Below are 14,273 nucleotides of genomic sequence, written 5' to 3' on the forward strand. Positions count from 1 at the left end.
TTTTTCCTTCTTCCCCCCCCCCCCCCCCCCCCCCCCCCCCCCCCCCCCCCCCCCCCCTCCCCCCCCCCTCCCCCCCCCCCCCCCCCCCCCCCCCCCCCCCCCCCCCCCCCCCCCCCCCCCCCCCCCCCCCCCCCCCCCCCCCCCCCGGCGGCGACCACCCCTCCGGCCGGGGCGGTCGCCGGTACGCGCGCGTGGGCGTCAGCCCCGCGCACCCAGCAGGTGGTCCATCGCCAGCTGGTCGAGCCGTTCGAAGGCCATGCCGCGCGCGGCGACCGCGTCCACGTCGAACTCCTCGAAGGCCGTACGGTCGGCGAGCAGCTCCTGGACGCCGTCGGCCGCGGTCGGCTGGGCCAGCTCGTCCAGCCGCGACGCGCGCAGCGCCTCCTGCACCTCCGGGTCCGCGCGGAAGGCGGCCGCGCGCTCCTTCAGGATGAGGTAGTTGCGCATGCAGCCCGCGGCCGAGGCCCACACGCCGTCGATGTCCTCGGTCCGCGGCGGCTTGAAGTCGAAGTGGCGGGGCCCTTCGTAACCCGCGCTCTCCAGGAGGTCGACCAGCCAGAAGGCGGCCCGCAGGTCACCGGCACCGAACCGCAGGTCCTGGTCGTACTTGATGCCGGACTGGCCGTTGAGGTCGATGTGGAAGAGCTTGCCCGCCCACAGGGCCTGCGCGATGCCGTGCGGGAAGTTCAGGCCGGCCATCTGCTCGTGGCCGACCTCCGGGTTGACGCCGTACAGCTCGGGCCGCTCCAGGCGCTCGATGAAGGCCAGCGCGTGGCCGACCGTGGGCAGCAGGATGTCGCCGCGGGGCTCGTTCGGCTTGGGCTCGATCGCGAAGCGGAGGTCGTAGCCCTGCGCGGTGACGTACTCGCCGAGCAGGTCGAAGGCTTCCTTCATGCGGTCCAGGGCGACACGCACGTCCTTGGCGGCCCCGGACTCTGCGCCCTCGCGGCCACCCCAGGCGACGTACGTCTTCGCGCCCAGCTCGGCCGCCAGGTCGATGTTGCGGATGGTCTTGCGGAGCGCGTAACGCCGCACGTCGCGGTCGTTGGCGGTGAACGCGCCGTCCTTGAAGACGGGGTGCGTGAAGAGGTTCGTGGTGGCCATCGGGACGGTCATGCCGGTGGCGTCCAGGGCCTGCCGGAACCGCTTGATGTGCGACTCCCGCTCGGCGTCCGAAGAACCGAAGGGGATCAGGTCGTCGTCGTGGAAGGTCACTCCGTGGGCACCGAGTTCCGCCAGACGCTGCACCGTCTCGACCGGGTCGAGGGCGGGGCGGGTGGCGTCACCGAACGGGTCCCTTCCCTGCCAGCCGACGGTCCACAGACCGAAGGTGAACCTGTCCTCGGGGGTGGGCTGGTAGCTCATGGCGCGGCTCCTTGCTGCGTACGAGTATTTCGTCATGGCCGTTTACAAATTAGTATGCGCACAGACCGCTGGGAAGAGACAACATGTCTTTCCCCGGCCAGATGTCTTCGTCAGCCACCGCACAACCCGCGGAGCCGCGGAAGAGGGAGAGCCCCATGTCAGCAGCCGAGGGTCCGCTCGTCGTCGGAGTGGACACGTCCACCCAGTCCACGAAGGCACTGGTCGTCGATGTGGCGACCGGGCGGATCGTGGCCGGCGGCCAGGCGCCGCACACCGTGACCAGCGGGGCCGGCCGGGAGAGCGACCCGCGCCAGTGGTGGGACGCGCTGTGCACGGCGCTCGCCCAATGCGGTGAGGCGGCGCACGAGGCGGCGGCGGTCTCGGTCGGCGGCCAGCAGCACGGCCTGGTCACCCTGGACGAACACGGTGAGCCGGTGCGTCCCGCGCTGCTGTGGAACGACGTCCGCTCCGCTCCGCAGGCCCGCCGCCTGGTCGAGGAGCTGGGCGGCCCGAAGGCTTGGGCCGAACGCACCGGCAGCGTGCCCGGCGCCTCCTTCACGGCCGCCAAATGGGCGTGGCTCGCCGAGCACGAGCCGGAGGCGGTCCGCGCGACCAAGGCCGTCCGGCTCCCCCACGACTACCTCACCGAGCGCCTGACCGGGCAGGGCACGACCGACCGCGGCGACGCCTCCGGCACCGGCTGGTGGGCGTCCGGGACCGAGGCGTACGACGAGGAGACCCTGGCGCACATCGGTCTGGACCCCGCGCTGCTGCCCCGGGTGGCCCGTCCCGGTGAAACGGTGGGCACCGTGCGCGACAGCCACGACCTGCCCTTCTCCAAGGGCACACTGGTGGCCCCCGGCACCGGTGACAACGCCGCGGCGGCCCTGGGCCTCGGCCTGCGGCCCGGCACGCCGGTGCTGAGCCTCGGCACCTCCGGCACCGTCTACACCGTCTCCGAGCGCCGCCCCGCCGACCCGACCGGCACGGTGGCCGGCTTCGCCGACGCGCGCGGGGACTGGCTGCCCCTGGCCTGCACCCTGAACTGCACCCTCGCGGTGGACCGCGTCGCGGCCCTGCTGGGTCTGGACCGCGAGGCGGTCGAACCCGGCGGTTCGGTGACCCTGCTGCCGTACCTGGACGGCGAACGCACCCCCAACCTGCCGCACGCCTCCGGGCTGCTGCACGGGCTGCGCCACGACACCACCGCGGGCCAATTGCTGCAAGCGGCCTACGACGGCGCGGTGCACGCGCTGCTCGGAGCCCTCGACCTGGTGCTCGACGCGGACGCCGACCGCGACACCCCGCTGCTCCTGATCGGCGGCGGGGCCCGGGGCACGGCCTGGCAGCAGACCGTGCGCCGGCTCTCCGGGCGGCCCGTCCAGATCCCGCGGGCCAGGGAACTGGTCGCCCTGGGCGCGGCGGCGCAGGCGGCCGGACTGCTGACCGGCGAGGATCCCGCGGCGGTGGCCCGCCGCTGGAACACGGCCGAGGGACCGGTGCTCGAGGCCGTGGAGCGGGACCGGTCGACGCTGGACAGGATCACCGGGGTACTCTCCGACGCGGCCCCGCTGCTGGAGCGGCGGCCTGAGACCGACTGACCAGGCCGCCCGCCCACAGCCCGGCGGCAGACACCAAGGATTGACGCAGGCATGACCGCACCGCCGCACGAGGCGCGCCCGCCGGGCACGGGGCGCGCTCTGCCGGACACCCAGCAGGGCATGCGCCGGCGCAACCTCGCCCGGGTGATGCACGCCGTCAGCGCGGAAGGGTCGCTGTCGCGGGCGGCGGTCGCCTCGCGGATCCGTCTGACCCGGGCGGCGGTGTCGACACTGGTGGACGAGCTGATCCGGTGGGGCCTGCTGGAGGAACTGGGCCCCGAGCGGCCCGGCCGGGTGGGCCGGCCCGGGTCGGCGCTCGCGGTGAGCGGCCGGGGTCCCGCCGGGATCGGGGCCGAGATCGGTGTCGACCATCTCGCGGTGTGCGCGGTCGATCTGCGCGGCGAGGTCCGGGCGCGAGCGGTCCGGCGCGGCGGCAACCGGGGGCGGGCGCCGGAGCCGGTGATCGAGGAGCTGACGGCGCTGGTCCACCAGGTCGTCGCGGAAGCCGAGCAGGCGGAACTCTGGCCCGCCGGGCTCGCGGTCGCCGTGCCCGGACTGGTGGCCAGGGACGGGCGGACGGTCGTACGCGCCCCGAATCTCGACTGGCACGACACCGACCTCGGTGCCCTGCTGCCCGGCGACTGGCCGCTGTCCGTGGACAACGAGGCCAATTTCGGCGCGCTGGCCGAGCTGTGGCTCGGTGCCGGGACGCCCGGTGACTTCCTGCACGTGTCGGCCGAGATCGGCATCGGTGCCGCGGTCGTCGTGGACGGCCGGCTGCTGCGCGGGAAGCGGGGGTTCGCGGGCGAGCTGGGCCATGTGCCCGTACGGCCCGACGGGCCTGCCTGCCCGTGCGGCAGCCGGGGGTGTCTGGAGCAGTACGCGGGTGAGGAAGCGGTACGGCGCGCGGCCGGGCTGGCGCCCCGGGAGGACCTGGTGGGCCTGCTCGCGGAGCGCGCCGGGGCCGGCGACGAGGGTGTCCGGGCCGCCCTGCGGGACGCCGGTACGGCCCTCGGCATCGCCCTGACCGGGGCGGTGAACCTGCTCGATCCGGAGACCGTGGTCTTGGGCGGAGCCCTGGCGGATCTCTCGCCCTGGCTGCTGCCGGCGCTGGAGACGGAGCTGACGGGCCGTACGGCGGGGCCGGCCTGCCCGGTGACGGTGTCGCCGCTGGGTCCGCGGGGCCCGCTGCTGGGCGCCGCGCACTCGGTCGTCCGCGCGGTGCTGGACGACCCGGCGGTGGTGGCGGAACGGTCCTGACGCCTGGCGCGATCCGAGTCCGAGCGTGCTTGCCGGGCGCCGCGCGGCCTGGGGGCACGGCGTCCCACAGGCACTTTTCGGGTCGTGCGGCCTGACGCCGCGGCAGCCACGGCTCATGCCACCGCACGGGCCGCTGCCCGGGTTCGACAAGGGGCGCGTGGCCTTGTCCCGGTGTATCCGCAGGAGGAGGCGCGACCTGTTCCTCTCGGTGTCCGCAGGAGGGCACGCCGCCGTGCCGCTGTGCCGCTGTGCCGCTGTGACGAGCCGCGGCTTCGGCTCCGGCTTCCGGGCGGCTGACACCCGATCGGGTGACCGAGTTATCCACATGCGGCGGGTTGTCCACCGAACCGTGGCGGACCCTTCTGCCCAATCACCCCGCGCCGTACCGTGATTCACGCGAGGGCAGCCGACGGATCGTCATTTCCGTGCGGTGGCCCGGCGGAAGCGGCGACATGCTCGGACGACGGACGGCAACCGACGGACGCATCGGGGGCACACATGCACGGGGAGACGGCCGGGGCACTACGGCGTGACGCCATCGGCTTGCGCGACCTCCTGTTCCGGAACGTCACGGCGACGGCGCCGGCCGCGGCGATTCCGTCCGGTGCCGCCTTCGCGGGCGACAGCCTGCCGCTGTCGGTGCTGATCGCCCCGGTGACGGCTCCGGTGCCCTACGCCGGTCCGGTCGTAGGCGCATGGCTCGCAGTGGGTGCGCTGGTGCTGCTCGTGCTGATACGCCGGCATCCCGACCGGATGGCCGGGACCGCCGGGGTGCACCTCGACGCCTACGACGCCCGTGCCGACCGGCAGGACGGGACCGGGGTCCGCTGACCCCCGGCACTCCGGTGGGCGGCGCGCCCGGTCTACCCAATCCCTCCGACGCCCGTGATCGTCCCCAGAAGGGAGCCACGCCGCGATGACCGACCCCCTGATCCTCACCGTGCGAACCGTGCCGGGGGTGATCCGTGCCAAGGGCGACGCCCCGCCGAACGTCCAGGCGTACTGGTCCGGTTCCGGGCAGGACCTCGTGTCCGAGGTGGGCGAGTTCCCCTGCCTCAATCCGCAGACCGGCCCCTTCCACATCGAGGGCGCCGAACCCGGTGACACCGTGGCCGTGCACTTCGTCTCGATCGAACCGGCCCGCGACTGGGCGGCGTCCACGACGGTCCCGCTCTTCGGCGCGCTCACCTCCACAGCCACCGCGGCCACGCTGCAACCGCCGCTGCGGGAACGGGTCTGGATCTGGCAGCTGGACCGGGCTCGCGGGACCGCCCTGTTCCAGGCACGGGACAGCGACTTCCGGATGGAGCTGCCCCTGGACCCGATGCACGGCACGGTGGCGTGGCGCCGGCCGACCTGGAGGTCCGCTCGGCCCTGGTGCCCGACGCCCACGGCGGCAACATGGACACACCGGAGATGCGGGCCGGAGTCACCTGCTGCCTGGGGGTCAACGCCGAGGGCGCCCTGCTCGGCCTGGGCGACGGGCACGCCCGGCAGGGCGAGGGCGAGGCCTGCGGGGTGGCCGTGGAGTGCGCGATGAACACGGTGGTGATCGTGGACCTGCTCAAGGGCGTCACCACACCGTGGCCCCGGCTGGAGTCGGACACCCACATCATCTCGACCGGTTCGGCCCGCCCGCTGGAGGAAGCGTTCCGGATATCGCAGGTCGACCTGGTGCGCTGGCTGGTGGCCGACTACGGCTTCAGCGAGCTGGACGCGTACCAGTTCGCGACCCAGACGGTGGAATCTCCGCTGGCCAACGTGTGCGACACGAACTACACATGCGTGGCCAGGCTCCCCAAGGAATGGCTGCCCGCACGAGAGACGTACCGCGGCGTGCACGCACGGCTGCGGGGGACCGCCCGGGCCCTGCGCCGCTGACGTCCGAGCCCCTCACCCGTGACCGAACTTCCGTTCCCCGAACGGCTACCTCCCGCAGTGCCGCGTCGCGAGGGACCATCTCCCGAGCGGGCTCCTTGCGAAGGGCCGCCTCCTGACGGAGCTCCTTCCCAAGGGTTTCCCTCCCGAACGGATTCCTCCCCCACGGCATACCGAAAGGCCACTCCGAAAGGCATACCGCCATGGACCTGGACCGAGCCGAATCCCGCCTCAGCCGACGACGGCTGCTGAAGGGCGCGGCCCTCGCCGCCGTCCCCTACGCCTTGCTCCCCGACGCGCGTGCCGGTGCGCAGACCCTGTCCGTCGACTACCCGCCCGCCGAATGGCGGCCGGCGAGCACCGCCAACTACACGGTGTCCGACCGCCCCAGCGCGTACGCCGTCGACCGTGTGATCATCCATGTCACACAGGAGACGTACACCGACACGCTGACGATCTTCGCCGATCCGCAGAAGAAGGTGTCCGCCCACTATGTGGTCCGCTCGTCGGACGGGCACATCGCCCAGTGCGTCCATGAGGCCGACATCGCCTGGCACGCGGGCAACTGGGGCTACAACACACGCTCGATCGGCATCGAGCACGAGGGCTGGGTGGACCGGCCCGAGTACTTCACCCACGCGCTCTACGCCCAGTCGGCGAAGCTGACGGCGGCGATCTGCGCCAAGTACGGCATTCCCCGGGACAGGGAGCACATCATCGGCCACTATCAGGTGCCCGGCACCGACCACACCGACCCGGGACCGGACTGGGACTGGGTGCGCTACATCAGAATGGTGAACTTCTCCTGACCGACCAGACCACGGCAGCCTCGCCGTACCGCCCGCATCGTCGCCGCACCACTGCCCGGGGAGGCCGAGTTGACCGATCCGTGGGTTGCCCTGGAGCCGGGGGCCGACCCCGCCGAACGCGTCCGGGAACTGCGCCGGGCGCACGAGACGTTCACCTCGGCGGGCACGGTGCCGCGCCCGGTGCGGTCGGTGGTGGCGGAGTCGTGGCGGCGCAGCGTGCGGGCCGGTGTGGTCCCGGACGGCACCGCCAGTGTGGAGCTGACCGGTGGTGACCTGGGCGCCTACCGCGCGGAGCATCCGCTGGCCCGGGTGATGCCCCTGTTCCGGGAGCTGATGGGCACGTTCGCCGCCGATGGCGAGCATCTGCTGGCGGTGTGCGACGCGCAGGGCAGGCTGCTGTGGGTGGAGGGACACGCGGCGACCCGGCGCCGCGCGGACCGGATGAACTTCGTGCCCGGGGCCCGCTGGTCGGAGGGCGCGGTGGGCACCAACGCGCCGGGCACCGCGGTCGCCGTGAACCGCCCCGTGCAGGTCTTCGCCACGGAGCACTTCATACGGCGGGTGCAGCCGTGGACCTGCGCCGCCGCCCCGGTACACGATCCGCGCACCGGGCGGATCCTGGGGGCCGTGGACATCACGGGCGGGAACGGGCTCGCCCATCCGCACAGCCTCGGCTTCGTGCGGGCGGTGGCGTGCGCCGCCGAGGCCCAGCTCGCTCTGCTCGCCCCGCCCGGGCCCGGGGAGGCGCCGCTGCTCGACGCGCTCGGCCGGGACGAGGCCGGACTCACCCTGGGCGGACGGCGGATCAGGCTCAGCCGCCGGCACAGCGAGATCCTGGTGCTGCTGTCCCGGCACCCCGAGGGACTGAGCGGGGACGAACTGCTGTGCGCGCTGTACGCGGACGAGTCGGTGACACCGGTGACGCTGCGCGCCGAACTGGCCCGGCTGCGCAGGCTGCTGGGCCCGGGGCTGCTCGCCTCACGGCCGTACCGGCTGACGGCCGTGGTCGAGTCGGACGCCACCGTCGTGGAGCGGCGGCTGGAGACGGGCGCGCTCACCTCGGCGGTGGCGGGGTACACCGGCCCCCTGCTGCCGGCCTCACAGGCCCCGGCCATCGTGCGGCTGAGGGAGCGGCTCGCCGGGGGACTGCGTACGGCACTGATCGCGCACCGCGATCCGGACCTGCTGGCGGACTGGGCGCACGCGCCGTGGGGCGAGGACGACCTGGAGGTGTGGCGGGCCCTCGCCGCGGTGCGCCCCACGGCATCCGGGCGGGCCCGGCTCGCGGCGCTGGAAGCGGAGCTGGCGGTGCCGGCCGGCTGGGCACCGGCCCGGACCGGCAGCGCAACGTACTTGCAACGTCCGCTTGCCTAGCCTCGGGCCGAGAGCTGCCCGACGGCGGGCAGCGCTGCACCGGGAGGCAGACCAGGATGACTCGATACGCGGCGCCGGGCACCGAGGGCGCGATCGTCTCCTACCAGGCGCGGTACGACCACTTCATCGGTGGCACCTATGTGCCGCCGGCCCGGGGGCAGTACTTCGAGAATCCGTCGCCGGTCAACGGGCAGCCCTTCACGGAGATCGCGCGCGGCACCGCGGAGGACGTCGAGCGGGCGCTGGACGCCGCGCACGCGGCGGCGCCGGGGTGGGCCCGTACACCGGTGGCGGAGCGCTCCGGGATCCTGCTGAAGATCGCTGAACGGATGGAGGCGCACCTGGAGCCGCTGGCGGTGGCCGAGAGCTGGGAGAACGGCAAGCCGGTGCGGGAGACGCTGGCGGCCGACATCCCCCTGGCCATCGATCACTTCCGCTACTTCGCGGGGGCGATCCGGGCGCAGGAGGGTTCGCTGGGCGAGATCGACGACGACACGGTGGCGTACCACTTCCATGAACCGCTGGGTGTCGTCGCGCAGATCATCCCGTGGAACTTCCCCATCCTGATGGCGACGTGGAAGCTCGCACCGGCGCTGGCCGCGGGCAACGCGGTCGTCCTCAAGCCGGCCGAGCAGACCCCGGCCTCCATCCACTACTGGCTGAACCTGGTCGCGGACCTGCTGCCGCCGGGTGTGCTGAACATCGTCAACGGCTTCGGCGTGGAGGCGGGCAAACCGCTCGCGTCGAGCCCGCGGGTGGCGAAGATCGCCTTCACCGGCGAGACCACGACCGGGCGGCTGATCATGCAGTACGCCTCGGAGAACATCAAGCCGGTCACCCTGGAGCTGGGCGGGAAGTCGCCGAACATCTTCTTCGACGACGTGTGGGCGCACGACGACGACTTCCGCGACAAGGCGCTGGAAGGCTTCACGATGTTCGCGCTCAACCAGGGCGAGGTCTGCACATGCCCGTCCCGCGCGCTGATCCAGCGCGGCCACTACACGGAGTTCCTGGAGGCGGCCGTCGAGCGCACCCGGCTCATCACGCCGGGCCACCCCCTGGACACCGACACGATGATCGGCGCCCAGTCCTCCAACGACCAGCTGGAAAAGATCCTCTCCTACCTGGACATCGGCCGCCAGGAGGGCGCGAAGATCCTCACGGGCGGGAAACGCGTCGAGCACGACGGCGAGCTGAAGGGCGGGTACTACGTCCAGCCGACCATCTTCGAGGGCGACAACCGCATGCGCATCTTCCAGGAGGAGATCTTCGGCCCGGTCGTCTCGGTGACCTCCTTCGCCGACTTCGACGACGCCATGAAGATCGCCAACGACACGCTGTACGGCCTGGGCGCGGGCGTATGGACCCGCGACATGAACACCGCCTACCGCGCGGGCCGCACCATCCAGGCAGGCCGCGTGTGGACCAACTGCTACCACGCCTACCCCGCCCACGCGGCGTTCGGCGGCTACAAGCAGTCCGGCATCGGCCGCGAGACACACAAGATGATGCTGGAGCACTACCAGCAGACCAAGAACCTCCTCGTGTCGTACTCGCCGAAGAAGCTGGGCTTCTTCTAGGCACGGGCACGGAGACGGAACCTGGCGGAACACAGGTGGTTGACCAGGTGACTTTTGAATCGGCGAGCATCCGCACGAGAAGAAATCACCGATGACCGGTGGACACAATGGAGGAGGGGAGCGGAGCGAGGGAGACGTTCGATGATCACCGTAGAACACGTTCCTCAAGCGGAGACGGATTACCTGGCGCAGTTGGAAAAGGCCGCGCAACGCTTCGGCAACCGGACCCCGCAGCGGGACGAAACGCTCCAGACCATCGAGAACCGGGGCGTGCTGTACGCCGACGATCCCGCTCGGGTCAAGAAGCGGCTGGCACGCCTGAACGCCGACTGGTCGCTCGCCAAGGCGATCGAACAGATACCGACGGAACCCGTCACGACGGCCGGCAGTACGCTGCCGCTGTCACCGGAGGTGTTCGGCGCCGATGTCCTCGGCCTGGAACGCCTCATGGGACGCAACAACCTCACCGGGGTGGCCTTCCTGGAGGGCGGGTACCTGGCCGCGCGGTCGATCGGGCGAGTCTCCGTCCGCACACCCGAGGGCGGACATCACGGCACCGGTTTCATGGTGTCCCCTTCCCTCCTCCTCACCAACAACCACGTGCTACGGAGCGTGGAGGAAGCAGGCCACGCCGTTGTCGCATTCAATTACCAGGCAGGAAGGGACGGGCACCCGCTGACCCCGGTGGCGTTCAGCCTTGAGCCCCACGCTTTCTTCGCCACCGACCGCGATCTGGATTTCACCGTCGTCGCGGTGGCCGAGCGCAACCAGGAGGACGCGCACCTCGCCGACTTCGGCTGGCTGCCCTTGGACGGGGCGCAGGGAAAGGCCATCATCGGGGAATTCGTCAACATCATCCAGCACCCCAACGGCGAGCCCAAGCAACTCGCCCTGCGCGAGAACCAGATCGTCGATCTGCTGGATCTGTTCGTCCACTACGTGACCGACACCGCGCCGGGTTCCTCCGGGTCCCCCGTCTTCAACGATCAGTGGGAAGTCGTCGCCCTGCACCACTCGGCCGTGCCGGAGACCGGCCCCGACGGCCACCCTCTGGCCACCGACGGAACGCCCTGGCGGCCGGGGATGGGCGAGCACCGGCTGGCGTGGAAGGCCAACGAGGGAGTGCGCGTCAGCCGCGTGCTGCAAGCACTGAGCCGGCTCACGCTGACCGGGAACGCGGCCCGGTTGCGCGACGAGCTGTTCCGGCCGCCGGGCCCGCCGCCGCACGGCGAGGGGGCACCGCCGACAACGGCGAGGCCGGGGCCGGACGGATTCGTGCCGGACGGGTTCGGGCTGGACGTAACCGTGCCGGACGGTTCCGCACCGGTCGCTTCCCGTACCGCCGTAGGCCTCACCGTGCCGCTGCGGATCACCGTCGGCGTCGTCGGCGCGCGGGCGTCCGAACAACGCGGACCCGACCAGCGCGGCCCCGACCAGCTCTCCGCTCCGCCTCCGGCTCCGGTGGCCGCTGCCGGCGCCGCCGCGCGGGATCTGGACGCGGCCCTGCTCAACCTCCGGCTCGGGGAGACTCGCGCCTACTACCTCCGCGACGACGACCGCGCCGCACGAGACACCTACTACGCGCACGTCGACGCCGACTCGGGCGGCGAGGCACTGCGGCAGGCGCTGACCGCACTGCTGGAGGAGACCCACGGGCCCCGCCCCTCCTACAAACCCGCGCGGATGCTCTACCCATGGGTCGACCTCCACCCCGACCGCCTGCTGCGCAGCGTGTACTCGGGCAAGACCTTCACCGCGGAGGAACTCATCCGCGCCGACGCCGCCGCCGAGGCGGCCCGGCTCCAGGGCATGCAGGAGTTCCTGATGCGTGAGAGCGCGGCGAGCGCGGAGGAACTCGTCGCGGAGCTGGACGCCCTGGAGGCGTCGCTGCCCTACAACTGCGAGCACGTCGTCCCGCAGTCCTGGTTCGCCAAACGGGAGCCCATGCGGGGTGATCTGCACCATCTGTTCGCGTGCGAACCGGCGTGCAACAGTTTCCGCGGCAACTACCCCTACATGGACTTCCCCGGCTTCGAGGAGGCCGTACGGGCGGACTGCGGCATGCGCGAGAAGTCCGGGTTCGAGCCGGAGCACAGCAAGGGAGCCGTCGCCAGAGCCACCCTGTACTTCCTCTTGCGCTACCCCGGCCAAGTCGGGGACAGGCCGGCGGAGTTCCCCGAGGAACGGCTGCCCATTCTGCTGGAGTGGCACGAGAACGAGCCCGTGTCCGAGTACGAGTCGCACCGCAACGCCGCCATCGCCGCGATACAGGGGAACCGCAATCCCCTGATAGACCACCCGGAGTGGGCTCGGAGCATCGACTTCTCCGGTGTCTGGCCCTGAGCGGCGGTGTGACCGGCGATCGTCCCGCCCTCAGGCGAGGCGATCGACCCCGTCCTCACTGGTCCGGCGACCCAGGCTCACTGGTCCGGCGACTCGGGCGGTGGCAGACGGATCGTGCGGGCCCGTTCGACGGCCTCCACGCCCTCCACCGCCCGCAGCAACGGAATCCGGTCCTCGGCGATGGTGCCGGCAGCCGTGCCGATGAGCGGCTGCTCACTTGTCACGGTGAGTCCGGCGTCCTGTGCCGCACGCATCGTCTCGGTGAACCCCGCGGGCTCGACGGACAGGATGACGTCCACCCGCGGGGATGCGGTCACGGAGTCTGCCCCAGGCCGGCGCCGACGCTCGCGGGGAGCTGCGCCAGCCGGTACGCGCCGGCGAGCAGGCGCTTCTTCAGTTCGGACGCCGTGGCGTCCGGCGCCCCCTCGGCCAGCAGGGCGACGATACCCGCGACGTGCGGGGTGGCCATGCTGGTGCCGCTGATCGTCTTGTAGAACTGCGGCACCGGCCAGGCGGAGCGCACCTCCACCCCGGGCGCGGCGATGTTGATCTCGGCGCCGATGAGACTCTGGCCTCGGCAGGAGAACGGCGCCACGTCAAGTGCCTTGCCCAGGGCCGCGACAGCCAGGATCGAGGGGCAGTTGGCCGGGTGGTTGACCGGCCCACCGTCGTTGCCCGCCGCCGCGACGATCAGCGTGCCCGCACCGACGACCCGCTTGGCGAGTTTCTCGAAGACCGGCGAGAACAACTGCCCGGGACTGACCGGAGCGCCGAGCGACATCGAGATCACCTTCGCGCCCTGGGACAGCGCCCAGGCGATCCCCGCGAGGATCTGCCCGTCGCTCCCGCTGCCCTGGTTGCTGAGCACCTTGCCCGCCAGGATGTGCGCCTCGGGGGCGACGCCGTAGCGCGGCCGCTGTTGCGGTTCCGCCGGACCCGCGGCCGTGCCGATGCAGTGGGTGCCGTGGCCGTTGCCGTCCTGCACGGACTGCCCCGGTACGAAGGACGCCGTTCCGGCGATGCGCGGGGAGAGGTCTGGGTGACCGGTGTCCACGCCGGTGTCGAGCACCGCCACCTGGACACCCTGCCCGGTCAGATGGGAATGGTTGGCCCGCACGGCCTGCAGGCCCCAGGTGTGATCGGTCTCGTCCCAGGCCGGGCCCAGCGAGACGGCCATCGCCGCCGTGGTGTGCCGCTCCAGGACGTCCTCGTCGCTGCGGTACGTGGGGTAGTACCCCTTCACTTCCCGCGAGCGGTCCGTGATCGTCGAGATGTAGACCAGTCGCTCGGGCTCCGCGGCGATGATCGACGCTTCCTCCTGGGCGGCCGTCATCAGGGCCTCGCGCTGGTCGGGTGCCACGTCGACGACGGCGACGCCCAGCTCCGGGAAGAGCGCGGACACGTCCGGCTCTTCGAGGACGCGCAGGGCATTCTCCGCCTCGGCACCGCGCACCTGTTCCGCGGTCGCGATGCCGGCCTGGGAACGCAGCGCCTCCATGCCGCGGTCCTCTTCCTGACAGTCGAGAAGTACGAGGTACTTTCCCGTGTAGGCGTTCTCGCGCTTGAGGACGCTCTGGTCGTACAGACCGAACTGCTCACCGCCCTCACGGCGGTCGAATGATTCGTTCGTCATGGTGTCTCCGCTCCGACTGCCCCCGTGGGTCCGGTGACCGCCCCGGCCGCACGCCCGAGACACCTTCGGCGGGCGGATACCGCACGTACGTCGTACGGTGAGTCGGCGCGTCCGAGCCTGCCTTGTCGCCCTCCTTTCCACCCTCCTGCCGCCCACGGCCGTGCGCAACTCCTCCGGAGCGGCCGTACCGGGACGAGACGATGGGAGGGTCCGTCCGCACGCGCCGACGCCCGTCTGGTGAGCGTCGGTGCCGCGCCGAGCCGCATGCCCACGCCTTCCGGGCCCCGCTCCGGAGCAGGCCGCACGCCGCCGCCGCGCGATGGGGCCGCGGCGTCCTCCTGACCGGCCACGGGCCGATCCGATCGCGGACGCCAACCGCCGCACCCGCACAGGCCGGCCGCACGGGGCAGGTCACGGCGACCGACGAGGC

Annotated in this window: 10 protein-coding genes and 1 pseudogene; 8 read left to right on the forward strand and 3 right to left on the reverse strand. The window is 72.2% G+C overall.

Features of this window, described 5'->3' with window-relative positions:
* Positions 1–198: 198 nt before the first annotated feature.
* On the reverse strand, positions 199–1,365 hold the full coding sequence (gene xylA, locus ACZ4W9_RS10830) for a xylose isomerase (protein ID WP_467934703.1): 1,167 nt from the start codon (positions 1,363–1,365) through the stop codon (positions 199–201).
* Between the two features lie 155 nt (positions 1,366–1,520).
* On the opposite strand from xylA, the gene xylB reads away from it, so the two are divergent.
* The 8 genes and pseudogenes from xylB (at position 1,521) to ACZ4W9_RS10870 (ending at position 12,210) form a co-directional block, all read left to right on the forward strand.
* A complete protein-coding gene (gene xylB / locus ACZ4W9_RS10835; RefSeq protein WP_467934704.1) occupies positions 1,521–2,966 on the forward strand; it encodes a xylulokinase in 1,446 nt (481 codons plus the stop codon).
* 51 nt (positions 2,967–3,017) lie between these two features.
* Positions 3,018–4,226: an ROK family protein gene (locus tag ACZ4W9_RS10840; protein WP_467934706.1), complete on the forward strand. Its 1,209-nt coding sequence runs from the start codon at positions 3,018–3,020 to the stop codon at positions 4,224–4,226.
* A 498-nt stretch (positions 4,227–4,724) separates the two neighbouring features.
* On the forward strand, positions 4,725–5,057 hold the full coding sequence (locus tag ACZ4W9_RS10845; protein WP_467934707.1) for a hypothetical protein: 333 nt from the start codon (positions 4,725–4,727) through the stop codon (positions 5,055–5,057).
* Between the two features lie 181 nt (positions 5,058–5,238).
* Positions 5,239–6,107, forward strand: a pseudogene (locus ACZ4W9_RS10850) (acetamidase/formamidase family protein); the annotation flags it as partial.
* A 200-nt stretch (positions 6,108–6,307) separates the two neighbouring features.
* A complete protein-coding gene (locus ACZ4W9_RS10855; RefSeq protein ID WP_467934708.1) occupies positions 6,308–6,913 on the forward strand; it encodes an N-acetylmuramoyl-L-alanine amidase in 606 nt (201 codons plus the stop codon).
* Between the two features lie 69 nt (positions 6,914–6,982).
* Positions 6,983–8,287: a transcriptional regulator gene (locus ACZ4W9_RS10860; protein WP_467934710.1), complete on the forward strand. Its 1,305-nt coding sequence runs from the start codon at positions 6,983–6,985 to the stop codon at positions 8,285–8,287.
* Between the two features lie 56 nt (positions 8,288–8,343).
* Positions 8,344–9,867 (forward strand): aldehyde dehydrogenase, encoded by a 1,524-nt coding sequence (adh, locus tag ACZ4W9_RS10865; protein ID WP_467934712.1) that lies wholly within the window; start codon positions 8,344–8,346, stop codon positions 9,865–9,867.
* Between the two features lie 141 nt (positions 9,868–10,008).
* The gene (locus ACZ4W9_RS10870; RefSeq protein ID WP_467934713.1) at positions 10,009–12,210 is read left to right on the forward strand and encodes an endonuclease; all 2,202 of its coding nucleotides are present in this window, start codon (positions 10,009–10,011) and stop codon (positions 12,208–12,210) included.
* Positions 12,211–12,287: 77 nt separating this feature from the next.
* Here ACZ4W9_RS10870 and ACZ4W9_RS10875 read toward each other — a convergent pair whose 3' ends face one another.
* Together ACZ4W9_RS10875 and ACZ4W9_RS10880 are read right to left on the reverse strand one after the other, a co-directional pair.
* Positions 12,288–12,527: a hypothetical protein gene (locus ACZ4W9_RS10875; RefSeq protein WP_467934714.1), complete on the reverse strand. Its 240-nt coding sequence runs from the start codon at positions 12,525–12,527 to the stop codon at positions 12,288–12,290.
* Positions 12,524–13,843: a S8 family serine peptidase gene (locus ACZ4W9_RS10880; RefSeq protein ID WP_467934716.1), complete on the reverse strand. Its 1,320-nt coding sequence runs from the start codon at positions 13,841–13,843 to the stop codon at positions 12,524–12,526. Before ACZ4W9_RS10880 ends, ACZ4W9_RS10875 begins: the two co-directional genes overlap by 4 nt.
* Positions 13,844–14,273: the final 430 nt, after the last annotated feature.

It is taken from the genome of Streptomyces sp. NPDC029296 (genome assembly GCF_055569255.1).